The organism is Herbidospora sp. RD11066 (assembly GCF_054661255.1).
The window spans coordinates 1024620-1047044 of record NZ_BAAGDO010000002.1 but is presented as its reverse complement, the minus strand read 5'-3'; the positions used below and the strand labels follow the sequence as shown (position 1 = coordinate 1047044).

Annotated in this window: 17 protein-coding genes; 5 read left to right on the top strand and 12 right to left on the bottom strand. The window is 73.3% G+C overall.

Features of this window, described 5'->3' with window-relative positions:
• The first annotated feature begins 36 nt into the window (after positions 1 to 36).
• Positions 37 to 768: a hypothetical protein gene (locus tag ACYQ78_RS10535; RefSeq protein ID WP_459800577.1), complete on the top strand. Its 732-nt coding sequence runs from the start codon at positions 37 to 39 to the stop codon at positions 766 to 768.
• Here the strand turns inward: ACYQ78_RS10535 and ACYQ78_RS10530 are convergent.
• From ACYQ78_RS10530 to ACYQ78_RS10500, 7 genes are read right to left on the bottom strand one after another with little or no spacing between them, the layout of a single operon-like run.
• Positions 765 to 1493 carry a GntR family transcriptional regulator gene (locus ACYQ78_RS10530; protein WP_459800576.1) on the bottom strand — a complete coding sequence of 243 codons (729 nt, stop codon included), beginning with the start codon at positions 1491 to 1493 and terminating at the stop codon, positions 765 to 767. The genes ACYQ78_RS10535 and ACYQ78_RS10530 overlap by 4 nt on opposite strands.
• Positions 1451 to 2275 (bottom strand): tryptophan synthase subunit alpha, encoded by an 825-nt coding sequence (trpA, locus tag ACYQ78_RS10525; RefSeq protein ID WP_459800575.1) that lies wholly within the window; start codon positions 2273 to 2275, stop codon positions 1451 to 1453. Before trpA ends, ACYQ78_RS10530 begins: the two co-directional genes overlap by 43 nt.
• Positions 2272 to 3423 (bottom strand): tryptophan synthase subunit beta, encoded by a 1152-nt coding sequence (gene trpB / locus ACYQ78_RS10520; protein ID WP_459800574.1) that lies wholly within the window; start codon positions 3421 to 3423, stop codon positions 2272 to 2274. The genes trpA and trpB overlap by 4 nt, the downstream gene beginning before the upstream one ends.
• Positions 3424 to 3463: 40 nt before the next feature.
• Positions 3464 to 4030: a PadR family transcriptional regulator gene (locus ACYQ78_RS10515; RefSeq protein ID WP_459800573.1), complete on the bottom strand. Its 567-nt coding sequence runs from the start codon at positions 4028 to 4030 to the stop codon at positions 3464 to 3466.
• Between the two features lie 14 nt (positions 4031 to 4044).
• Positions 4045 to 4731 carry a VOC family protein gene (locus tag ACYQ78_RS10510; RefSeq protein ID WP_459800572.1) on the bottom strand — a complete coding sequence of 229 codons (687 nt, stop codon included), beginning with the start codon at positions 4729 to 4731 and terminating at the stop codon, positions 4045 to 4047.
• A gap of 38 nt (positions 4732 to 4769) precedes the next feature.
• Positions 4770 to 5066, bottom strand: coding sequence for a cupin domain-containing protein (locus tag ACYQ78_RS10505; protein ID WP_459800571.1), 297 nt, complete (start codon positions 5064 to 5066; stop codon positions 4770 to 4772).
• 29 nt (positions 5067 to 5095) lie between these two features.
• Entirely contained in the window at positions 5096 to 8386 is a 3291-nt protein-coding gene (locus ACYQ78_RS10500) for a BTAD domain-containing putative transcriptional regulator (protein ID WP_459800570.1), read from the bottom strand.
• Positions 8387 to 8485: 99 nt separating this feature from the next.
• Between ACYQ78_RS10500 and ACYQ78_RS10495 the strand changes: the two genes are divergently transcribed.
• Positions 8486 to 9178 (top strand): hemerythrin domain-containing protein, encoded by a 693-nt coding sequence (locus ACYQ78_RS10495; RefSeq protein ID WP_459800569.1) that lies wholly within the window; start codon positions 8486 to 8488, stop codon positions 9176 to 9178.
• Positions 9175 to 9612, top strand: coding sequence for a nuclear transport factor 2 family protein (locus ACYQ78_RS10490; RefSeq protein WP_459800568.1), 438 nt, complete (start codon positions 9175 to 9177; stop codon positions 9610 to 9612). The genes ACYQ78_RS10495 and ACYQ78_RS10490 overlap by 4 nt, the downstream gene beginning before the upstream one ends.
• Here ACYQ78_RS10490 and ACYQ78_RS10485 read toward each other — a convergent pair.
• On the bottom strand, positions 9602 to 10225 hold the full coding sequence (locus ACYQ78_RS10485) for a TetR/AcrR family transcriptional regulator (protein ID WP_459800567.1): 624 nt from the start codon (positions 10223 to 10225) through the stop codon (positions 9602 to 9604). The two genes, ACYQ78_RS10490 and ACYQ78_RS10485, sit on opposite strands and share 11 nt — an antisense overlap.
• A 121-nt stretch (positions 10226 to 10346) precedes the next feature.
• Between ACYQ78_RS10485 and ACYQ78_RS10480 the strand changes: the two genes are divergently transcribed.
• Both ACYQ78_RS10480 and ACYQ78_RS10475 read left to right on the top strand, forming a co-directional pair.
• A complete protein-coding gene (locus ACYQ78_RS10480) occupies positions 10347 to 10937 on the top strand; it encodes a Rossmann-fold NAD(P)-binding domain-containing protein (protein ID WP_459800566.1) in 591 nt (196 codons plus the stop codon).
• Positions 10934 to 11806 carry a hypothetical protein gene (locus ACYQ78_RS10475; protein WP_459800565.1) on the top strand — a complete coding sequence of 291 codons (873 nt, stop codon included), beginning with the start codon at positions 10934 to 10936 and terminating at the stop codon, positions 11804 to 11806. Before ACYQ78_RS10480 ends, ACYQ78_RS10475 begins: the two co-directional genes overlap by 4 nt.
• Here the strand turns inward: ACYQ78_RS10475 and ACYQ78_RS10470 are convergent.
• From ACYQ78_RS10470 to ACYQ78_RS10455, 4 genes are read right to left on the bottom strand one after another with little or no spacing between them, the layout of a single operon-like run.
• On the bottom strand, positions 11798 to 14539 hold the full coding sequence (locus ACYQ78_RS10470) for a hypothetical protein (protein WP_459800564.1): 2742 nt from the start codon (positions 14537 to 14539) through the stop codon (positions 11798 to 11800). The genes ACYQ78_RS10475 and ACYQ78_RS10470 overlap by 9 nt on opposite strands.
• On the bottom strand, positions 14536 to 17850 hold the full coding sequence (locus ACYQ78_RS10465) for a hypothetical protein (protein ID WP_459800563.1): 3315 nt from the start codon (positions 17848 to 17850) through the stop codon (positions 14536 to 14538). The genes ACYQ78_RS10470 and ACYQ78_RS10465 overlap by 4 nt, the downstream gene beginning before the upstream one ends.
• Entirely contained in the window at positions 17847 to 21059 is a 3213-nt protein-coding gene (locus ACYQ78_RS10460; protein ID WP_459800562.1) for a hypothetical protein, read from the bottom strand. The genes ACYQ78_RS10465 and ACYQ78_RS10460 overlap by 4 nt, the downstream gene beginning before the upstream one ends.
• Complete coding sequence (locus ACYQ78_RS10455) at positions 21056 to 22384, bottom strand: SWIM zinc finger family protein (RefSeq protein ID WP_459800561.1); 1329 nt, start codon at positions 22382 to 22384, stop codon at positions 21056 to 21058. The genes ACYQ78_RS10460 and ACYQ78_RS10455 overlap by 4 nt, the downstream gene beginning before the upstream one ends.
• Positions 22385 to 22425: the final 41 nt, after the last annotated feature.

The following is a 22425-nucleotide window of genomic DNA, read 5'->3' as shown; positions in this document are numbered from 1 at the left end:
TGATCTTGCCAGACCGTCGCGCTATTCTCCCGATCCATGATCATCCGATCCCTGGGAACCGCCGCCGCGGCCCTCGCCCTGCTCGCCGGCACCGCCCACGCCGCCCCCATCAAGGGCGAGCCCACGCTGACCCACAACGCGATCTACAAGAAGCCCGCCTTACCGAAGGTCACCTGCAAGACCGCCAAGGGCACCACCAAGTCCTCGACGGAGAAGTACGTCAAGAAGCTCGTCTCCTGCCTGAACTCCGCCTGGAAGGGCACCATCGACGACTTCCAGGCGGTACCGGTCACGTTCACCACCGACAAGGAGTCGTGCGCGAGCGGGGTCGACATGGCCGGGTCCTTCGCCGAGATCTGCGGCACGACCGTCAAGGTCCGGCTGGCGAACGACTGGATCAAGGCCAAGAGCGACGTGAAGGCGTTCGCGGCCGTCATGAAGGCGTGGAGCGGAGTGGTCCAGGGCCAGACCGGGATCGGTCAGGCCTACTGGGCCCTGCCCAACGACCGGACCGACGCCGACGTCGACGAGCAGACGCACCGCTACTTCCTGCAGAGCGACTGCCTGGCCGGGGTGTCCGCCAAGGGCCTGGGCCGGAAGGTCACCGACGTCAAGGCGTTCGTCGCGGGGCTGGAGCCTGCCGAGTACTCCCGCTACAAGTGGAACGGCAAGCCCGCCAACCGCCTCTACTGGATCAAGAAGGGCTACCAGTCGGGCAAGGCCGGAGCCTGCAACACCTGGACGGCGAGCCCGGCGAAGGTCGCCTAGGTCGCGGTGGATTCCCAGGCGAGGGACAGGTCGGTGGCCTTCCGTTCGGTTCTGATCTCCAGCCACTCGCCGAGGATCGTGGCGTGGTCGACGACGAGCAGGGCGCCCCGGTCGTCGTAGGTCTCCCGTTCGCTGACGAACACCGGGTCGCCCTCCGGCCGGTTCAGCAGGGCCGCGACCTGGGCGGTGAGCAGGGCCGGTCTGACCCGTTCGGTCGCGCGGTGCACGCGGGCGCCCGCGCCGGTGAGGGCGGTGTAGAGCGGGGTCTCGGTGAAGTCGGTCTCCCTGATCGCCGACGCGTGGGGCTCGGCGATCCAGGAGATCTGATGCACGGCGGGGCGGCCCACGAGGTGGCGTACCCGAACGAGCCGCAGAGCCCGGCCGCCGCCTGGAAGTGAGCGCGGCGCCGGGCGCAGGGCGGCCGACAGCACCTCGGTGCGGAGCGGGTAGCCCTGGCGGCGCAGGTCGTCGCCGAGGCTGCGCAGCGTGTCGAGCGGATACTCCGCGCTGGCCGGGGCCACATACGTGCCGCGGCCGGCCTGCTGGACGATCAGGCCCTCGCCGCTGAGGACCTGGAGCGCCTGGCGGAGCGTCATCATGGTCACGCCGTAGGAGGCGCTGAGTTCGCGTTGCGCGGGCAGCGCCTCGCCCGCGCGGTAGACGCCCGACCTGATCTTGCTGGTCAGGTCGTCGGCGATGGCGCGGTAGCGGGGTGTACTGCCCATCTGGCTCCCTGGTCGAGGACGCGTCGAATGCTCGCCACGTATTCTCCCAGTTCGCTCGGGCCGCCGCCGTCGAGGAGCAGGCGCATCAGCGCGGAGGCCACCACGACGCCGTCGGCGTGCTCCGCCAGCTCGGCCGCCCGCGCCGGGCCCGCGACGCCGAAGCCGAACAGCACCGGCCGGTCGGTGAGCTCCTTCAGCTCGCGGCCCAGCCTGGCGGCCTGTTCGGAGATGCCGCCGCCTTCGCCGGTGGTGCCCATGCGGGTCACGGCGTACACGAAACCCCTGCTGCGCGCGGTGATCGCGCGCAGCCTCTCCCGCGACGCCGACGGCGCGGCGAGCAGGACCAGATCCACCCCCTCGGCCTTCGCCGCGTCGGCCAGCTCACCGGCCTCGTCGAGCGGCGCGTCGGGCACGATCAGCCCGCCCACCCCGCTCGCCCGCAGCGCCGCGCAGAACGCGGCGCCGCTCCGCTGGAAGACCAGGTTGCCGTACGCCATCGCGACCAGCGGCACCCCCACGTCGAGCGTGGCGAGCTCGTCGAGGATCCCGCTGACGGTGGTCCCGGCCGCGAGCGCGCGGTCGGAGGCCTCCTGGATCGTGACCCCGTCGAGCATGGGGTCGGAGAAGGGGAACACCACCTCGATGGCGTCGGCTCCGGCGTCGGCGTAGGCGCGGGCGACGTCCAGCCAGCGGGGTGTCACCCCGGCGGTCACGCCGGGCACCAGCAGCGACCGGCCCGCGTCGCGGCGGGCGACCAGGAACTCTTCCAGTGACGTGGTCACAGCAGCCCCCTGATGGACGCGATGTCCTTGTCGCCCCGGCCGGAGAGGGTCATCAGAACGGTCGACCCCGGCGCGATCTCACCCGACTCGGCGGCCCTGATCACCCAGGCCAGGGCGTGCGACGACTCCAGCGCGGCCAGGATCCCCTCGGTGCGGGCCAGCCGCCGCAGCGCCGCGACCACCTCGATGTCGTTGACGGTCACGTAGCGGGCGCGGCCGTCGTCGCGCAGAAACGCGTGTTCGGGGCCGATGCCCGGATAGTCGAGGCCGGCCGCGACCGAGTGGGCCTCGGTGACCTGGCCGTGTTCGTCCTGGAGGACGAGGGAGCGGAAGCCGTGCAGCACGCCGGTGCGGCCGAAGGTCGCCGCCGCGCCGCCCTCGGCCTCGACCCCGACGAGCCGGGCGGTGGTGTCGACGAACCCGGCGAAGGTGCCGACCGCGTTGGAGCCGCCGCCGATGCAGGCCACCACGTAGTCGGGCACCTCTGCGCACTGGGCGCGGGCCTCGGTGCCGATCACCCGCTGGAACTCGCGCACCATCCACGGGTAGGGGTGCGGGCCCATCACGGAGCCGATGCAGTAGTAGGAGTCGTCGACCGCCGACACCCAGTTCCGCATGGCCTCGTTGCAGGCGTCCTTGAGGGTGCGGCTCCCGGTCGTGACCGGGACGACCTCCGCGCCGAGGACGTTCATCCGCAGGACGTTGAGCTCCTGCCGTTCGATGTCGCGCTCGCCCATGAACACGGTCGCCCGCAGGCCCAGCAGCGCGGCGGCGGTGGCGGTGGCGACGCCGTGCTGGCCCGCGCCGGTTTCGGCCAGGATCCGTGTCTTGCCCATCCGCTGCGCGAGCAGCGCCTGGCCGATCACGTTGTTGATCTTGTGGGAGCCGGTGTGGGTGAGGTCCTCGCGCTTGAGCAGCAGCGTGACGCCGAGCTCCTCCGACAGCCGCCACGCCGGGGTGAGCGGCGTGGGCCGCCCGGCGTAGACGGTGAGCAGGAGGCCGAGTCGCTCGCGGAACCCGGGATCGGCCCACGCCTCCCGGAACGCCGCCTCGATCTCCTGGCACGCCGGGATCAGCGACTCCGGCACAAATCGCCCGCCGTAGGCGCCGAACCTCCCGGTGGTCCCGGGGTCGGTCATCACGTCCATGATCGCCTTCTCTCGTGAGCTACTGTTCTAGAACAGTAGCTCACGATTCGTCGTCGGCCATCCGGTACGCGCCCTGTTCGAGGCGGTTGATCATTCGATGGGTCCAGGTGGTCCGGCTGTCGGCGGTGTGCAGCCACAGTTCGAGCACGGCGCCGACCGGCCCCCAGTCGTCGAGGTCGGTGCCGGGCGGGATCTCCCGCGTGACGCTGTCGCGCCACCGGTCCATCGCCTCGGCGCGTTTCTTGAGCAGGCCGATCGCCTCGGCGCGGGGGAGGTCGTCGATGAGCCCGACGGCCGCCGCGAGCAGGTCGAGCCGGGGGTCCCGGCTCGAGAGCGCCTTGCGCAGCAGCGCGAAATAGGCCTGCTCGCCGTCGCCGGTCAGCTCGTATTCCATGCGCGGCGGCCCGCCCGCCTCACTGGGAGTGGTCTCGTGGACGAGCAGGCACCCCTCCCCGGCCAGGGATTTCAGGGCGTGGTAGATCGAACCGGACGTGGCGTTCGACCACTCGTGCGCCCCCCAGGTCTCCAGGTCGGACCGGACGAGGTAGCCGTGGGAGCGCCCCCGCCTCCGGATCGCGCCGAGCACCAGCAGCCGGACCACGGACATGTGAGCAGGTCCTCTCAGGACAGGTCGTCGAGTGCGGCCCGCTCGGCGTCGGACGACGCGAGCTCACGGGCCTGGGCGATGAGCTCGCGGGCGCGGTCGTGGTCGTCGAGCCGCAGGGCGAGCTCGGCCCGGTAGGTCAGCGCCTCCACCAGATCGGCCGGCGGCGCGGTGTCCTGCTCGCGGCGGAGCGCGGTGTCGAGGATCCTGGCCGCCTGCGCGTGGTCGCCCCGGGAATCGCCCTGCACCACGGCGTTCTGCAGCGCGACGGCCAGCTTGCCCGGAGCCGCTTCCGGGGTGGAAGGCCCGGACGGTTCGGCGAAGATCCTGATCCAGTTGCCGCCCGGGTCGACGATCGAGAACCCGGTCAGGTCGTCGGTGTTCTTCCTCTTGCGCGGCCGGGTGACCCGCGGAATCCCGGACACCAGGATCTTGCCGTAGGCGGCCCGCATCCCCTCGGCGAACGCGGCGAACAGCTCGCCCGTGTCGGGCACCAGCACCAGGCACGTGCCGTAGGAATCGGCGGGTTCGAAGCCGTCGGGCATCCCGAAGAAGTCGAGCTGGAGGTCCTCCCGCTTCATCGACACGTAGGGGTTGGGGCGGGTCTGGTGGTACATCTGCTTGAAGCCCAGCGCGCCGTAGAACTCGGCGATCTCGTCGATCGACCGGCAGGGCAGTAACGGGACGGTTCTCTCGTTGGCCACGCTTCTCCTTTGACTAGCCAAATTTGGCTACTGAAGGCTCAGTGTACGTGGCTCCGCAACCCCTGCGGGTCGAACAGGATCAGTAGTTCGACCACACCACCGTCGGCGCTGCCCAGCCAGTGGGGCGAGGACGTCGCGAACTCGGCCGCCTCCCCGGGCGGCAGCGTCAGGTCGCGCTCACCGAGGATCAGCCGCAGGTTCCCGTTGAGCACGTAGAGCCACTCGAACCCGTCGTGGGTCTGCGGGGCCGGCACGAGCGGCACCGGCGCCGCCGGGATGACCATCTTGAACGCCTGCACCCCGCCCGGCCGCCGCGACAGCGGCACGAACGTCATCCCGAACTGCCATATCCGGAAGGTCGTACCTATGGAGTCAGGGTGGTGGCCAGTTCGCGGGCGGTCGCCGAGGCGAAGGGGCGGAAGCCCGCGTCCTCGTTGTGGCGGAGTGCCGCCCTCAGGAGGTCGACGGCGGTGTCCCGGTCGCCGGCCGCCCTGGCCAGCAGGCCCACGTGGTGTCCGGCGAAGCCGGCGAAGGTGATGCCGGTGCCGCCGATCACGATGCGGTCGGCGTAGGGGGACAGGTCGGCGTAGAGGTCGTGGACGGCGTCGGGGGAGCCGAGTTCCGACCAGAGTTCGGCCCGGATCGCCATGTGCGTCAGCCACATGTAGTTGCGCGGCACCTCCGGCTGCTGCCGCCACGGGCCGAGCGCGGCGCGGGCCTCGTCGGCGCGGCCGTCACGCAGGAGGGCCAGGGCGTGCCACTCGCGCAGCAGCGGGAGGCCGGTCGCTTCGGCGCCTCCGGCCAGCAGGGGCGCGATCGCGGGGAGGGTGCCACGGGCCAGGTTCAGGGTCGCCGTCAGGGCGAACGGGATCTCGGTGGCGCCGGGGACGGTCGTACCGGAATGGAACTCCCTGGCGTCGGCGATGGCCTTCTCCGCCTCCGCGAACCGGCCGCGGGCGACCGCGAGGATCGCGTCGGCCCAGGTCAGGACGACGAGCGCGGGGGCGAGGGCGTGCCGCTCGGCGAGCTCGCGGGCGGCGCGGTAGTGGCGCAGGGCGGCGCCGACGTCGCCGTGTTCGAGCTGGTCGCGGCCGCGGAAGACCAGCGCGCGGGCCCGGGCGGCGGGGTCGTCGGCCGTCTCGGCGAGTTCGACCAGTTCGCGGGAGGCGGCGAGCCGTTCGTCGAGCAGCTGGGGGCGTTCGTAGGCGACGTGGCGGAGTTCGAGCACGCGGGCCAGGTCGGCTCTGGTGCCGTGGTCGCGGGCCAGGGTCTCGGCCTCGGTCGACAGGGCCACCGAGCGGTCGGCGGTGCCGGGGCCGTAGTAGATCTCGCCCGCGAGGGCGGCCAGGAGCCGGGCTCGCAGCGGCTCGTGTCCGGCGGGGAGCTCCCGGGCGAGCCGTTCGAACAGGGCCGTGGCGGCGACGTCCACCACCTGGTATTCGCGCCAGCTCCAGATCGCGTCGGTGGTCGTGGTGACCGCCGCGCGGGCCGCCGCGACCACGTCGCCGCCCGCCAGGGCGACCTCGGCCGCCTCGCGCGCGGCCTCCCAGGCCTGGCGTTCGTAACCGGCGCGCTTGCGGGCGAGGGCGAGGTCGAGCAGGACCTCGTGGCGGTCGGCGTCGGTGGCGGTGCGGTCGCGGGACAGCGCCGCCAGCGCGGCCTCCTGGAGGCGGGCCGCCTCGGCGGGGGCCGGTTGCCGGGCGGCCACGGCCGACGCCCGGGTCGCGTAGGTCCAGGCGGCGCGGGCGTGTTCGGTGCCCGCCCGGCCGTAGTGGTGGGCAAGTTCGGTGAAGCGGGTCCGGGCGGAGCGCGCCTCGATCTCCCTGGCGAGCGCGGCGTGCAGGAGACGGCGGCGGCCCGGGGGCAGCCGGGCGTAGATGGCCTCACGGACCAGCGCGTGGGTGAACCGGTGGCCTTCTCCTTCTTCCTCGATCAGGCCCGCGAGCAGGGCGGCCTCGGTGGCGGTCATCGCCGCCTCGCCGGTCAGCCCCGACGCCGCCTCGACCAGGTCGGCGTCGAAGGTCCGGCCGTACACGGCGGCCATCGACAGCAGCGGCTCGACGTCGTCGGGCAGCTGGGAGATCCGGCGCCGGACGACGTCGCGGACCCCATCGGGCACGCGCAGCGCGGCGGGCGCGCCCGGATCGGTGAGACGCCGCTCCTCGGCCAAAAGCTGGACCAGCTCGCCGATGAAGAACGGGTTGCCGTTGGTCCGCTCGCGCAGCGCCGCCGCCACCTCGTCGGGGATCTCCACGCCGTGGCGCCGCGCCACGTAGTCGCGCACCCCCTCCTGGTCGAGCCCGCGCAGCCCCACCCGCACGAGGTCGGCACGGGCCAGGTCGGCCAGCGCCTCGGCCAGCTCCGGCGACACGTCGGCCTCGGCGTCGCGGCTGGTCAGCAGCAGGACGACCGGCAGTGTGGCCAGCATGGGCCCGATGCGGCGGACCAGGTGGAGGGTGTCGCCGTCGGCCCAGTGGAGGTCGTCCAGGACCAGGAGGGCGGGGCCGCCCTCGCGCAGCAGGGCGGCGGTGGCCTCGGCCAGCCGGAAGGCGACCGTGTCGAGGTCGGCGGCCGTGCCGTCGGCACCGGGCAGCAGGTCGGTCGTGTCCAGCGCCTGCGACCACGGCCACAGCGGCGGCGCACCGGCCGACTCCTCGCAGCGGCCCCAGCCGGTGCGCAGGCCCATCGCGGCGGCGGTCGCGGTCAGCGCGCGGGCCAGCCCGGTCTTGCCGACGCCGGGTTCCCCCGTCACCAGCACGAGTGTGCCCCGGCCCGCCGAGGTGTCGACCAGGTGCCCGGTCAGCCGGGCCAGCCAGTCGTCGCGGCCGACCAGCCCGTCGGCCTGCTGGACGACCGGCACCGGAACCGCCTTCACCGGCGCGGGCATGGCGTCGAGCGACGGTTCGTGGTTCAGCACCGCCGCTTCGAGCCGCCGCAGTTCGGGCCCCGGATCGACGCCGAGTTCGTCGGCCAGCACCCGCCGGGCCCGGCGCAGCGCGTCGAGCGCGTCGCCCTGCCGCTGGGAGCGGTAGAGGGCGACCGCGAGCAGCCCCCAGCCCGCCTCGCGCAGCGGATGCGCCGCGACCAGCTGCTCGATCTCGGCCACCACCCGCCGGTGCACCCCGAGGGCGAGCTCGGCCCTGAACCGGTCTTCGGTCGCCAGCAGCCACACCTCGGTCAGCCGGGCCGCCTCGGCGGTGAGCCCGGGGGCCAGCGCCGCGACGTCCTCGTAGGGCTCGCCCCGCCACAGCCCGGCCGCCTGCTGGAGCAGGTCGAGCGCTCGGGCGGGGTCGGCCGCGAGGACCTTCTGCCCCTCGGCGGCCAGCCGTTCGAAGGTGACGGCGTCGACCGTCTCGGCCGCCAGCGCGTAGCCGGGCGGCCGGGTCAGCAGGACCCGGGCGGGCGCCCGCGCCGCCCGGTCGGGTTCGAGCGTCCGCCGGAGGTTCGAGATGTACGCCTGCACCGACGACAGCACTTTCGGCGGCGGCTCCTCACCCCACAGCTCGTCGACGAGACGGGAGACCGAGACGATCCGCCCGCCCGCGGCGAGCAGCAGGGCCAGCAGCGCGCGCTGCTTCTGCCCGCCGAGCTGCGCCGGACCGCTTCCCGCTTCGACGTCGAGAACCTCGACCTGGCCCAGCACCTGAAACCGCACCCGGCCAAGCTAACGGGCGCGTGAGTCCCGTCCAAGTCCGGCCCGCATGACATCCAAGTAGGGCACCGCAGGCTGTGCGTACCGAAGAAGGGAGACGCAATGACCGACGTCCGGATGATGCGGGTGGCACACTCCAGTTTCCGCCGCGAACTGGGCCTGTCACCGGCCGCGATCCGCGCGGTCCCCGGCGGAGACCGCCGCCGGACGGCGATCGTCGCCGACCACGCCACCCTGTTCCTGTCGCTGCTGCACCACCACCACACCATCGAGGACGAGATGCTGTGGGCCGCCCTCCTGGAGCGGATCCCGGGCGAGCTCGCCCCGCTCGTCCAGGTGATGCAGAGCCAGCACGAACAGGTCGAGACCCTGCTCGCCCGAGCACGGGCGGGCGTGGAGCAGTGGCGCCGCACCGCGTCGGCGCCCGACGGCGAGGCCCTCGCCGTCGTCCTGTCGGATCTGTGTACGGCCCTGTTCGAGCACCTGCACGCCGAGGAGACCCACCTCCTCCCCCTCATGGCCAGGCACATCACGCCGGGGGAGTGGGCGGAGTTCACCGAAAGGGGCATGGCGTCGATTCCGAAACGCCTCATGTTCCTCGGCTTCGGCATGATGATCTACGAGGGCGACCCCGAGGCCATCGCGCTCGAACTGCGGAAGGTCCCCGCCCCCCTGCGCCGCCTGCTGCCCCCACTGGGTCGCCGCGCGTTCCGCCGCTACGCCCGCCGTGTCCACGGCACCCCCACGCCGCCGCGAGGCGTCGGCGTCATCACCAGCCAAGGAGTCCTGCCATGACCACCATCCAGATCACCGACGCCCGCGCCCGCAACGAGGACGCCTGGCGCCGCTCCAGCAGCCACCTCTACGCCCGCGACATCGACGCCTTCGTCGACACGTGGTGCGAGGACGCCAGCTACGAGGCCGCCCTCCCGGTGCCCGGCCTGCCGCCCGTCGTCACCGGCCACGAGGCGCTCCACGCGACCTTCACCGGCCTGGTCGCCGCGGCGAAGAGCATCGAGGTGCACGACGTGCGCTTCCACCAGACCGACGACCCCGACGTCGCGATCGTCGAGGAGCGCATGGTCGCCGAACTCCTCAACGGCGACCACTACGAGAACCGCCTCATCATCCGGGTCACCTTCCGCGACGGCCGCATCGCCCACATGCTGGAGTACTACGGCCAGTTCGCCCACCAGGACCTCCTGCGCAAACTCGGCTTCACCGCCTGAGGGTGGCGAGGAAGGTCTCCGCGGCGTCGCCGACCCGGGCCCGGTCGCCGGTGGCGAGGAGGTCGAGGAGGAGGCCGCGAATGGTCGCGATCACCAGGGTGGCCCGGCGGGCCGCCTCGGCCGGATCGGCGGCCGGGCCCTGCGCCTCGATCAGGGAACGCATCCAGTCGGCCACGACGTGGTCGAGGAAGCCGGTGAACTGCGCCGGGGCCTGGAGGGCGCGGCCGTAGACGGCGAAGAACAGGCGGAACTCCGGTTCCCTTTCGGGGGCGGAGGTGCGGGCCCAGACCGTGCGGGCCGCCGTGGCCAGGTCGGGGGCCGCCCCCGACGGGTCGCGGGTGGCCTCGACGATGCGTTCGCGCAGCCGTCCGAGGATGGCTTCGAGCATCTGTTCCTTGGCGCCGAAGTGGTGCACGAGGGTGGTGGCCGAGACTCCGAGCGCGGCGGCGACCGGGCGCCACGACAGGTCGGAGAAGCCGTGTTCGACGGTGTAGTCGACCACCGCGTCGAGCAGGTCGGCCCGCCGCCGATGGTCCACGGGTCGTCCCGACGACCTCGCCACGCTGCACGAGGCCGCCGCCGCGTCCGAGGGCGTCGTCCACCTCGCGTTCAAGCACGACCTCGCCTTCTCCGGCGACTACGCGGCGGCGTCCGCCGCCGACCGCGCGGCGATCGAGGCGCTCGGGGCGGCCCTGACCGGGAAGCCCTTCGTCATCGCGTCCGGCATCCTCGGCGTGCTCGGGCTTCCGCCCGGCGTGGTCGCGACCGAGCGCGACGGGCTGGCCGACGCGGGCGACCGCGACAGCCCGCTCGCCGGTGGCCAGGGGCGGATGGACAACGCCCGCCACACCCTCGCGCTCGCCGACAGCGGTGTCCGTTCCTCGGTCGTACGGCTCCCTCCGGCCACGCACGGCGACGGCGACAACGGGTTCATCCCGGCGGCGATCGGCTTCGCCCGCGCCAAGGGGGCGGCGGCCTACGTCGGCGACGGCGCCAACCGCTGGCCCGCCGTCCACCGTGACGACGCCGCGCGCCTGTTCCGGCTCGCGCTGGAATCGGCGCCGGCCGGGTCGGTGCTGCATGCGGTCGGCGAGGAGGGTGTGCCGATCCGCGAGGTCGCGGAGGCGTTCGCCACCCGCCTGGGCATCCCGGCCGTCTCCGTCACCCCCGATCAGGCCGGTGACCACCTCGGCTGGCTCGGCGGCTTCTGGGGGATCGACGGGCCCGCCTCCGCGCGGATCACCCGGGAGCTGGTCGGCTGGGAGCCGACCCGCCCGACCCTGACCGCCGACCTCAAGGAAAGCCACTACTTTGCCGGAGTATGACCACCCCGAATCTCCCGTTCCGGTGGGATCTGATCCGCCGTGATCAGCTCGGCGCCCTGCTCGACGGGCGCCCCGAACCCTACCTGCCCTATCTCGACACCATCGTCGAGTGCGGGGCGAAGGTGCTGGCCCGCAGCGGCGACGGTGACGTCCACTTCGTCGGGCGGTCGGCCGACAGCGTCTTCGACCTGCTCTCCGGCGCCCTGTCGGCGACCGGCCGTCCCGGGCGGGTCCGGCTGCTGCCCTACTCCCACCGCTGGGAGGAGCCGCTCGGCCCGCACGAGATCCGCCAGCTGCGCGCCAACATGGCGGCCCTGGGCCTGACCCCCCACGCGCTGGCCCGCAGGAAGACCCCCTTCGTGCTGGCCGACCTCGTCTACGAGGGACACACCTTCACCCACCTCTACGGTTTCCTGCGCGACTGGATCGCCGACGAGCGCGAATCGTGGGACGTGATCCGCCTCAAGCTGCGCTTCCTCGGCATCACCGAGGCGAAGAAGACCAGCCCGAACACCTGGCGCTGGTGGCAGGAGGCCGGTTGGACCGCCGACCTGCCCCGCAGGAACGTCACCAACGTGTCGATCGCCCCCCGGGCCTGGGACTATCTGGGCAACTACCAGCCCAAACTGACCGCCTCGTTCCGGCGCACCCGCTGGGCCGACGAGGCGGTCACCTCCCCGGCGCACGACGATCCCACCCTCGACGCGCTCGCGCAGGCCATCGGCTTCGTCGAGCGGGGGCGCACGCCCGACGTCCGGGAGCGGATCGCCCGGATCCTCGCCGAGGAGCCCTCGTTCACCGAGCCGTGGGCCCGGTCGCTCGCCCTCGCCCTGCGCGGCGGGGGCGGGCGACCGGGAGGGTCACGCTGAGGTCAGCAGCGCGTGCAGGTGTTTGCACGCGCGGAGGAACCCGCTGGAACCGCGCCGTCCGGCGTGCACGGCGACCTCCGGGATCTCTCCCTTCGCGTTCGCCCAGGTGGCGACGTCGGCGGCCAGGCCGACCACCTCGGTGTGCGCGCGGGTGGCGCGTTCACCCGGCGCGGGCAGGTAGCCCGGCAGGAAGTGCCGCAGGATCGCCCAGACCTCGGCGTGCGCGCCGCGCCGGGCCGCGTTCTCCAGGGCCGACAGCGCGGGCGGCGCTTCGAGCCGGGTGCGCCGCACCAGCAGGGCGAGCTGACGGCCCACGTGATCGGCGGGGATCATCCCGCGCGCCGCCATCTCCAGCAGCGGCGGGACCACGGTGTTGCCGCGCGTGGTCAGCAGGCCCGCCACCAGCAGCCCCATCGCCTCACCCGCCGGGCCGTCGGCACGGGCCAGCCGGTGGAGGTCGTTCTCGGTCAGGTCCGGAGGCGTGTGCGGGTCGGTCAGACCGGACACCATGGTGGCGGCGACCAGTTCCCGGTGGAACGGCAGCATGCGCGGCCACCAGTCCCGCGAATGCTCCCGAGCGGTGTCCGCCCAGGCGACGGGCGGCTTCACGAGTGCGTCGAGGTGGGGCACCCCGGTCGGCTCGGGCGCCTGCCACCCGACGGTGACCGAGCCACTCACCCAGGTCGCCCGCGCCTCCGGGGAGGGCACGCCGCCGCCTCGGAGCAGGTCGGCCACGACCTTCCCCGCCTCCGAGCCGATCCGTCCCGCCCGCTCGGCCGCCGAAGGGTGCGGGCCGGGCGGCAGTCGCAACAGCGCCTGCGCCAGGTCGGCGTCCAGGGGTTCGCGGCCCGCCGCCGCGCAGGTTTCCAGGCGGTGGACGAGTTCCTCCGGGTCGAGATGGCCATCGGTGTTCGTCGGGGTGGCCAGCAGGACCGGGGGCAGGGCGCCGTTCCTCGTCGCGGTGAGCAGTTCGTCGAAGCGGGAGAGCAGGAGGTGGTCGGGCCGGGAGCAGGTCTCCGGCGATGGGAGCCGTGAGGTCAGGGTGTGCCCACGGGCCCAGCCGAGGGTGTCGGCCTTCACCGCCGCCACGATCTCGGTGCGCATCCACTCGGGCAGCTCCTCCAGCGGGAACAGGGTCCGGAAGCCGGGGAACAGCCGGATCGCCATCGTCGCCATGCTCTGCATGGAGCTGTACAGCCCCATCTGGAGTTCCTGCGACAGGCCGGGGAACGCCTCCTTCGCCATGTCGGCGTGGACGACGTGCTCCGGGTCGACGCGCGAGATCCGCATGTCGTCGCCGGGGCGCACCATCTCCCTGGCCATCGCGGCGCACCAGTGGAAGGGGCGACGCCAGGTGTCCTGCTCGTAGAAGTGGGTCCGGAAGGTGTTCCCGAACCGCAGCGACAGGCGCCTGACCAGCTCCTCCCTGTCCGTGGCGGCCAGCGTCACGAAGGCCGCCAGCCACGACTCCACGGCCGCCCACCGGTGGAGTTCGTGGGCGCCCTCGTCCAGAAGAGAGACGGGGAGCGGCTGCGCGGGCGGCACCTCGGGCAGCGCGCCGGGGGAGAAGCCGCCCTCCGGCAGGGGGAGTTCGGTGAAGCGCGCCACGAGGGGCCGGGCCAGGGCCGGGGTCAGCAGGTCGGCCGCCGCCAGGATCGGCTCGGGGTCGGTGAACAGCGCGGCGTGTTTGAGGGTGAGGGTCACGGCCTTGTCCCGTACGTCCTGCGACGTGTGGCCGTACACATTCGTCAGGGCGGTGAGGTAGCCGGGGCCGAGCTCCGGGTGGGCCTTCAGTTCACGGTCGAGCCAGGACAGGCCCTTCACGACCAGCTTCGCCTCGGGCCGGAACGTCAGCGCGTCGATCGCCTCGGCCGTGTCGTGCTCGTCGAGCGGCCCGGCCCCGCGGAGCTGCTCCAGCGCCAGTTCGGCCACCGTGCCCGGAGCCGACGGCAGCAGCCGCAGGTAGTCGAGCACCCGCCCCGACGACTCCTCGGGCGTGGGCGCCACCAGCCGGTGTAACCGGACGAAGAACCGCTGGTCGAGCGCGTCGCCGCCGAGCAGGAACCGGCGCACGCAACCGTCGAGGACCTGCTCGCGCGGCATCGCCCCGGCGGCCAGGGCCAGCCACGGGGTGGGCGCGGGGGTGAGGCTCTCGTTCAGGAGGGCCCGCCCGGCCCCGGCCGCCTCGAAGATCTTCGGCAGCAGGTGCGGCGTCAGCGGATCTCCGGCCACGCGTCCGTCGGCGAGCCAGGCCGCCACCAGCGGCTCGTGGTCGGGCGGCTCGGCGCCGCTGTCCCGGAGCAGGGCCAGCGCCACCGGCACGATCCGGTCGCCGGGACGGCGGATCCGCCCCGCCAGCCGCACCGCGAGATCGGCCCGCCAGGCCACGGGACGGCCCGACACCACCCTGACCATCCGGGCCGGGTCGGCCCGCGCCGACCAGCTCCGCTGGAAGTCGCGCCGGGCCAGCCACGTCGCCGCCGCCGCGGCGCCTGAAATGGTCGCGGCCCCGGTCATCATGAACGCCTCGGTATGGTCGGTCATCCACCCGGTGTCGTCCTCGAACCAGAAGGCGTCCTGATCGTCGTCTTCGAGCACCTCGCGGAGCAGTCCCGGCAGCGGCGCGGCGACCTCGGCCCGCTCGGCCTCGGTCAGCGTCGGCAGCCGGAACGACAGGCCGTGCACATCCTGCTGGACGATCAGTTCTCTGATCTCGTCCCAGATGCCGGTCATGCGGAGGCTCCCGTGAGCTGGGCGTGCAGGCGCCTGCACTCGTGGACGAATCGGCTCTTGCGTCGACTACCGGCGAACTCCCGGATCCCCGGGATCTCCTCACGGGCGCCGGTCCAGGCCGCGACCTCGGCGGCGAAGGCGACCAGCTCGGCGTCGGCCACGGTGACGCGGCGGCCTCCGCGCGGCAGCAGTTGGGGCAGCAGGACGCGCAGCATCGTCCACACCTGCCGGTGGCCGCCCTGGTCGGCCAGGCCGGTGAGGGCCGCGACGACCGCGCGCGTCTCGATCCACGTGCGGCGGACCAGCAGCGCGAGCTGCCGGCCGACCCCCTCGGCGCGCAGGTCACCGGCCGCCGCCATGCGCAGGACGAGCGGGATCGTCCCGGCGGGCGCCGTGGCCAGCAGCACGGCCACCATCACGTCGGTCGTCTCACCGACCGGGCCGTCGGCCATGGTCAGAAGGTCGAGGAAGACCGGGTCGAGGCTGCCACCCCATCGGGCCCCGAGCAGGAACGGCAGGAAGTGGGCGGCCACGACCTCGCGGTGCGACGGCAGCGTCGACGGCCACCCTCCGGCCGCGCCGCCGTGGTAGTCGTCCCGCCAGGGTCGCGACGGGCGCAGCAGCAGGTCGTCGATCAGCGGATGGCCGGTGGGCGCCGCCCGCATCCCCGACTCGAGCCGGATGTGATCGAACGCGCCGGAGTCGGCCTCCCCGAACTCGACCGCGTTCCCGCCCTTCACGTAGGTCCACCTGAGCGTGACCTCGGGATCGGGCATCCCCTCTCCGGCCAGCCACACGGTGGCCGACCGCGCCGCCGCCGACCCGATGGCCGCGGCCCTCTCGGCGGCGGCCGGATGACCGCCCCGGGGGAGGCGCAGGAGCGCCTGCGCCAGGTCGGCGGGCAGGGGCTCGACCCCGGCGGCGGCGCACACCTCCAGCCGGTCGACCAGCACGTCGGGGTCGAGATGGCCGTTCAGCCAGGTCGGCGTGGCCAGCAGGACCGGCGGCAGCCTGCCGTCACGGAGGGCCTCCAGCAGTTCGAGATGGCGGTGGATCAGGAACTCGTGACACGGCGAGACCTGGCCGGGGTACGGCATGCGGTTCCGGCGGCGCCGCTCCTCGTCGGGAGGCGGCGGCGCGGGCTGGAAGGAACGCAGCCGCGGCGGATGGTATCCGACGGTGACCCTGGCGAACGGCTCCCCGGGCCCGGGCGGCGGCACCGGAGCACCGGCCCGCATCGCGGCGACCCGGTCGGGGCGGACCCCGAGATTCGTGAGCTCCTCCCAGATGTCGTCCAGGACGAACAGCGGCATGATCTCCTCAGCGGGGAACCCGGCACCACGCATGACACGCCCAGCACTCATGTCGATGTCCGGGCCGACTTCGCCCCTGAATCCCTCGGCTTCACTCGTACCGAAGGAGATCTCCGACTCCCCGTCGGGCCCGAACTCGATCAGCTCGCCCATGTCGGCGCCCATGTCGATGGCGATCTCCGAGCCCTGCTCGGGCCCGGAGTAGAACTTTTCGAGCAGTTCGCCCAGGTCGGAATCGGGCTGCTGGTCGTCGGTCCCAGGGGTGCGGAAGCCATGGTGGGGGTGCCAGTTTTTGATCTTCATCGGCACCGGCTCGCCGTTCTCGTGGGCGACCGCACCGGTGGGGCCCTCGTCGCTGGTCCAGGTGACGACGATGGTGCGCAGCGGGGCGTCGTCCTCCAGGAAGTGGCCGCGCTCGAACCAGGTGCCGCTGCTCAGGACCGTCTGGATCGAATCCGCCTGTTCCGTCTCGGCCTCGCCGCGCACAGCAGGTCGGACCAGGGTCGAGTAGCTTCCGCCCTCCCAGTACCGCTGCGGCTCGGCCTGGGGAACCTCCGGTCGCGCGCTGGGCGTCACGAGTTCGGTGGCCAGCAACGCCTGCCACTGGCCGATGCGGATGCGCGACCCGTCGCCGTACCATCCGTCGTCCGGCGGCACGTCGAGCCGGGACCGGAGGGCATCGCGATCGGTGGCGGCCTCCTCGACGAACCGGGCCAGCCAGCCCTCCCGCCCGACCCAGCTCTCCGGCTCGTCGGGGAACAGCGTCGGCGCGGGGAACCGGCCGATCTCGGGCACTTCGGGCAGCGGCGGGAACTCCTTCGCCTCGACGAGGGCCTCACCGCCGAACCGGGCGGCCAGGCGCGCCCCATGGTCGGCGGTCAGCAGCGGGATCGCCTCGCGGATCGTCTCCGCGTGGTCGGCGAACAGGTCGGCGTGCTTGAGGGTCAGCCCGGTCGCCCGGTCGCGGACGTCGAACGACGTGTGCGCGTACGCCGTCGTCAACGCCCCCACGAAATCGCCCGCCGTCTCCGGCGACGTGCGGATCGACCGCGCCAGCCACCGCAGCCCGGAGGACGCCATCTTCGCCTCGGGCCGGAAGGTCAGCGCCTCGACCGCCTCCACCAGGTCGGCGTGCTCCAGCGGCATCGACCGCCGCACCTGCGTGGCGGCCAGGTCGGCCACCGGGCCGGGCGCCGACGGCAGCAGCCGCAGATAGTCGCGCAGCCGGGGCGCGGACTCCTCGGGCGAGGGGTCGAGCAGGTGATGCAGCCGGACGAAGAACCGCAGGTCCGCAGGCTCGCCACCGCGCAGGAACCGGCTCACGCACCCGTCCAGGACGGTCGCGCGGGGCAGCGCGCGGGCGGTCAGGGCCAGCCACCACGAGGGCTCCGGGGTGAGCGTCTCCTCGACGAGGGCCCGCCCCGCCCCCGCCGCCTCGAAGATCTGCGGCAGCAGACGGGGCGTCAGCGGGTCGCCGACGACCACCTCGGCCGCCAGCCACGCGGCGAGCAGCGGCTCGTGGTCGGGCGGCACCACCTCCGTCTCGCGCAGCAGCCCGAGGGCCAGCGGCACTCCATCGTCGTCGGTCCGGCGGATCCGCCGCACCAGCCGCGTCACGAGATCGGCCCGCCACTTCTCCGGACGCCCGGAGATCGCCGCACTCAGCCGCCGCGCGTCGGGCGTGGGCGACCACGGGCGGTGGAACTCGCTCCGCATCAGCCAGGTGACCGCGGCGGCGGCCCCGGAGATGGTCGCCGCGCCCACCGTCATGAGGGCCTCGGTGCCGCCGGGAACGTCCTCCGTCCCGACCCAGTCGACCTCGCCGAACGTGAACGAGCCGCTCAGCAGCGGCCAGGCGGTCCCGTCGGTGAAGAGGCCGGGCAGCCGGGCCGCGACGTCGGCGCGCTCGTCGCCGGTCAGCGCGGGCAGCCGGGCGGCGAGCCCGTCAAGATCACATTTCTGGACGAGACCCTTGATCTCCTCCCAGACCGGGCTCATGACGTGGCTCCGGTGAGCTGGGCGTGCAGACGCTTGCACTCACGGATGAAGCGGATCGTGCGGCGGCTCGCGGCGAACTCGGTGATCACCGGGATCTCGTCGCGCGCGCCCGACCACACCGCGACGTCGGCGGCGAAGGCGACCAGATCGGAGTGGGTGACCGTGATGCGCTGGTCTTCGCCCGGAAGCAGCTCGGGCAGCAGGGCGCGCAGGATGCGCCAGACCACGTGGTGACCACCGGCCTCGGCCAGTTCGGTGAGCACCGCGATGACGGGCCGGGTCTCGATCCAGGTGCGCCGGATCACCAGCGCGAGCTGGCGGCCCATCGCCTCGGCGGGCAGGTTGCCCCTGGCCGCCATCTGCAGGATGACCGGGATCGTCCCGGGCACGCGGCCCGCCAGCTGGTAGGCGAAGATCACCGCGGTCGCCTCGCCCATGGGCCCGTCGGAGGCGGCCAGGCGGGACAGCTCGCGCGTGGTCACCCTCGCGTACCAGCGGTCGCGGAGCAGGAACGGCAGCATGTTCACCGCCACCACCTCGCGGTGCGAGGGCAGCATGGACGGCCACCCCTCGAGTCCGCTGCCCAGCTCCTCGTTCGCCCAGTCGGGCGGCTGCCGCAGCAGGACCTCGTCGATCAGCTCGTCGCCGGTGGACGTGGCCTGCAGCACCGGCGTCAGCCGGACCTCGTGAAAGTGTTCGGGCTCGTCGTCACCGAACGGGACCATCGACGCGCCGTCCATGTGAGTCCACTGGAAACCGGCCTCCGGGTCGGGCATACCCGGCCCGGCCAGCCAGGCGGCCGCCCTGCGCGCGGCTGCGGAATCGACCTTCGCGGCCCGGTCGGCGGCGGCCGGGTGGGCACCCCGGGGCAGCCGCAGCAGCGCCTGCGTCAGGTCGGCCCGCAGCGGCTCGACGCCCGCGCCGGCGCAGGTCTCCAGCCGGTCGACCAGCACGTCGGCGTCGAGGTGTCCGGTCATCCACGTCGGCGTGGCCAGCAGCACCGGCGGCAGCGTTCCGGCGATCAGCGCCTCGTACAGCTCCGCGTAGCGGTTGACCAGGAAGTCGGACGGCGGCGAGAGGTGTTCCGGGTGCGGAAGCCGGTGCCGTCGGCGCCACTCGTGCTGAGGAGGGAGTTCGGCGGGCTGGAAGGAGCGCAACCGGGGAGGGACGAAGCCGACGGTGACCGCCACCAGCGGCTCGTCCGGGCCGGGCGGGGGCGCAGGCAGGCCCCTCTTCATGGCGTGGATCCGGGCCGGGCTGACGCCCAGCTCGGCCATGCGCTCCCAGACGCCGTACAGGGCGTGCCCGGGCATGGCCTCCACCGAGTCGTCGTAGAGGACTCCGGGCTCGACCGGGTGACGCTCGCGGGGTACCTCGTCGAAGTCCTCGTCGTCCTCCTCGTCGATGTCGTATTCGTCGAACTCGTCGTAGGTCGGCTCGGGAACGTCGTCGGAGGGGCTTCCGTACAGGTGGACGCGGCCGTTGGCGAAGGGGACGCGTTCGCCGCGCTCGACGGCCACGGCTCCGGCCGGGCCGTCGTCGCTGGTCCAGGTGATGAAGATGACGCGCAGCGGGGTGTCGTCGTCGAGGTAGCGGCCGGGACGCCAGCGGCCCGCCACGGTGATCCGCCGCTTCGGCGGCTCCAGCCGGAGCTCCTCGCCCCGGGTGACCGCGCGGACCGAGACCGAATGGCTCGCGTCGTCCCAGAACTTCTCCGGGCCACGAGGAGGGATCTCCGGCAGGGAGCCGGGCGTGACGATCTCCTCGGTCAGCACGGTCTGCCAGTCGTCGGGGTCGGTGATCTGATCCCGGTTCCGCTCGTGCCGCGGCTGCTGGTCGAGGTGCCGCCTCAGGGTGCGGCGCAGGTTCGTGCGGTTCTCCGCGACCCCGGCGACGAACGCCGCCATCCAGCGCTCCCAGCCGATCCACCGCTCGTGGTAGTTCGGGAGGAGCGACGGCTGGGGGAACGGCTCCGGCGAGGGCACCTCGGGCAGCGGCGGGAACTCCCTGGCCTCCGGCAACTCCTCGGCCGGGGCCTCGCCGCCGAACCGCTCGGCCAGCTTCGCGGCGAGCTCGGCGGGCAGGTGGCGGGCGCCGTCGAGGAGCGTCTCACTGTGGCCGGCGAACAGAGCGGCGTGCTTCAGGGTCAGCTCCGCCGAGCGGTTGCGCACGTCGAACGACTTGTGCGTGTACGCAGTGGTCAACGCCGGAACGAAATCGGCGGCCACCTCGGGGGTGGCCCGGATCGTCTGGTCGAGCCAGCGCAGGCCCATCGCGGCGAACTTGGCCTCCTCGCGGAAGGTCAGCGCCTCGACGGCCTCGACCACGTCGGCGTGGTCGAGCGCCGCCCCGCGCACCTGCCCGGCGGCCAGTTCGGCGACCGGGCCCGGGGCCGACGGCAGCATCCGCAGGTAGTCGCGCAGCCGGGGCTCGGACTCCTCGGGCGAAGGGGCGAGCAGGGTGTGCAGCCGGACGAAGAACCGCAGGTCCTGCGCCTCACCGCCGCGCAGGAACCGGCTCACGCACCCGTCGAGCGCCTCGTCCCTGGGCAGTTCGCGGGCGGCGGTGGCCAGCCAGTGGGTCGGCTCCGGCTCCAGCCGCTCGTCGCGCAGCACGCGGCCCGCGCCCTCGGCGCCGAAGACACGCGGCAGCAGCACCGGGGCCAGCGGGTCGCCGGCCACGGGCGGTGTGGTCAGCCATGCCGCCACGAGCGGGTCGTGGTGGGGCGGCACCGCGCCCGACTCGCGCAGCAGCGCCACGGCCAGTCGTGCGACGCGGTCGCCGGAGACGCGGATCCGCTGGGCCAGCCGGACCGCGACGTCGCGCCGCCATTCGAGGGGGCGGGTGGCCGCCACCCGGCACACCTGGGCGACGTCGATGGTCTCGGCCCGGCGGCGGTTGACGTCGCGGCCCATCATCCAGGTCACGGCGGCGGCCGGGCCGCCGATGACGCCGACCCCGACCAGCAGCAGCGCGCTGGCCAGTTCGTCGAGCATGTCGCGGATCTCCCAGGAGACCATCTCCTCGAACTCGTCCGGATACGTGAGGCGCGTCTGCTCGGCGCGGGCCTCGCGCAGCTCCTCGACCAGGCCGGGTAACCTCTCGGCCAGCTCGGCGCGTTCGTCGTCGGTGAGGGCGACGAGCCGGTCGGCCAGCGGGCCGAGCCGCTCGCCGGTGACGAGGTCGCGGATCTCCGTCCAGAGGGTCATCGCGGCACCGCCACGGCGGTGCGGCTGACGATCCGGGCGGCTAGCACGTGCTTGCACGGCCCCCGCGAACCGCGATGGTCCCACCACCACTCGCAGGTGCACGAACCGTCGGACAGCGAGACCCGGCGGATCCCGCCATCGGTCCGGACGGTGGCCAGCTCGCCCTCCAGCCGCACGGCGCCCGCGTCGGCGAGCCTGCGCGCCTTGGCCAGCCGGGGGTTGAGCAGGATCACGTTGTCCTTGTCGTAGGGCAGCTCACGGTGGAAGTGGGCGGCCTCGGAGAGGTCGTAACCGACCCGGCCGGCCGCGCCGAGCTGGGTCAGCGCGGCCCGCACCCGGTCGGCGGGGATGCCCGCGCGGTCGGCCAGCAGGCCGATCTCGACCTCGGGCTCGAAGTTGAGCAGCATGCCCACGACGTCGGCGTCGTTCTCGGCCTCGTCGGTGGCCAGGTCGTCGAGCACCGCGCCCTCGCCGGAGAAACCGCGCCAGCGTTCGGGGGAGAGGGTGAGGGTGTACCGCATGCCCGGCAGCTCCAGCTCCCACGCGCTGGAGGCGGCGTCGCTCGGGCCGTACACACGAAGGGACTTCGCGAAGCGAAGCAGGGGCAGGAGGGTGCCGAGCCGGTTCGGACCGGCGAGCTGCACCGACCCCGGCACGTGGCGGTCGGTGACCTTCAGGTCGCGCCCCGACTGGGCCACCCACACGGTGCCCTTCCTGGGCAGCCCGCGCAGGAACCGCACCGCCGCCATCCCGGTCAGCTCACCGCGCTGGTCCATGCCCGAGGCGATGACCTGCACCTCGGCGAAGCCGCGCAGCCAGCGCTCGGGCAGCGGCACCTTCTTCTCCACGACGGCGCCGTCCATCGTGGTCACGACCAGTTCGTCGAGCCCGACGCCCAGGTGCATCGGGTCGCGCGCGCCGATGCGGGCCAGCGCCTCGCGGAGCGGGGCGTTCACGTCGACGTTGGTGGTGCCCCGGTCGAAGACCTCGCCGTCGAGGGCGCCTTGCAGGAGATCGAGCCGGGCGTAGACGCCGCCGCAGGCCGAGAACGACTCGAACCGCAACCGGTCTCCGTTGCACGTCACCACCGGGTCGCGCACCCAGCCGGGCCGCGCCTGCGGCTGGTGGTAGCGGGCCAGCGCCACATCGGCGACGCCGAGCAGGGCGGCCGCGGCGGGTGCCGTCTGCGTCACCACCCCGCTGAAGAACCGGGGGGCCACGGCCGGACCGGACAGGGCCCGGCCGCCGGAGGTCGCCAATCCGAGACGACCGTCGACAAGAGAGGAGGGCGCGGCGTACGAGTACGCCTGCGTCGCTGAAGTCATGGCCGGGACACTAGATCTTGCCACCGACAAACCGAGATCAT

Coding starts and splice junctions, on each gene's coding strand:
- ACYQ78_RS10465 (WP_459800563.1), bottom strand. CDS start 17,850: ATGAGCCCGGTCTGGGAGGAGATCAAGGGTCTCGTCCAGAAATGTGAT.
- ACYQ78_RS10455 (WP_459800561.1), bottom strand. CDS start 22,384: ATGACTTCAGCGACGCAGGCGTACTCGTACGCCGCGCCCTCCTCTCTT.
- trpB (WP_459800574.1), bottom strand. CDS start 3,423: ATGGACGTGATGACCGACCCCGGGACCACCGGGAGGTTCGGCGCCTAC.
- ACYQ78_RS10470 (WP_459800564.1), bottom strand. CDS start 14,539: ATGACCGGCATCTGGGACGAGATCAGAGAACTGATCGTCCAGCAGGAT.
- ACYQ78_RS10460 (WP_459800562.1), bottom strand. CDS start 21,059: ATGACCCTCTGGACGGAGATCCGCGACCTCGTCACCGGCGAGCGGCTC.
- ACYQ78_RS10535 (WP_459800577.1), top strand. CDS start 37: ATGATCATCCGATCCCTGGGAACCGCCGCCGCGGCCCTCGCCCTGCTC.
- ACYQ78_RS10495 (WP_459800569.1), top strand. CDS start 8,486: ATGACCGACGTCCGGATGATGCGGGTGGCACACTCCAGTTTCCGCCGC.
- ACYQ78_RS10475 (WP_459800565.1), top strand. CDS start 10,934: ATGACCACCCCGAATCTCCCGTTCCGGTGGGATCTGATCCGCCGTGAT.
- ACYQ78_RS10530 (WP_459800576.1), bottom strand. CDS start 1,493: ATGGGCAGTACACCCCGCTACCGCGCCATCGCCGACGACCTGACCAGC.
- ACYQ78_RS10515 (WP_459800573.1), bottom strand. CDS start 4,030: ATGTCCGTGGTCCGGCTGCTGGTGCTCGGCGCGATCCGGAGGCGGGGG.
- ACYQ78_RS10505 (WP_459800571.1), bottom strand. CDS start 5,066: ATGACGTTCGTGCCGCTGTCGCGGCGGCCGGGCGGGGTGCAGGCGTTC.
- ACYQ78_RS10490 (WP_459800568.1), top strand. CDS start 9,175: ATGACCACCATCCAGATCACCGACGCCCGCGCCCGCAACGAGGACGCC.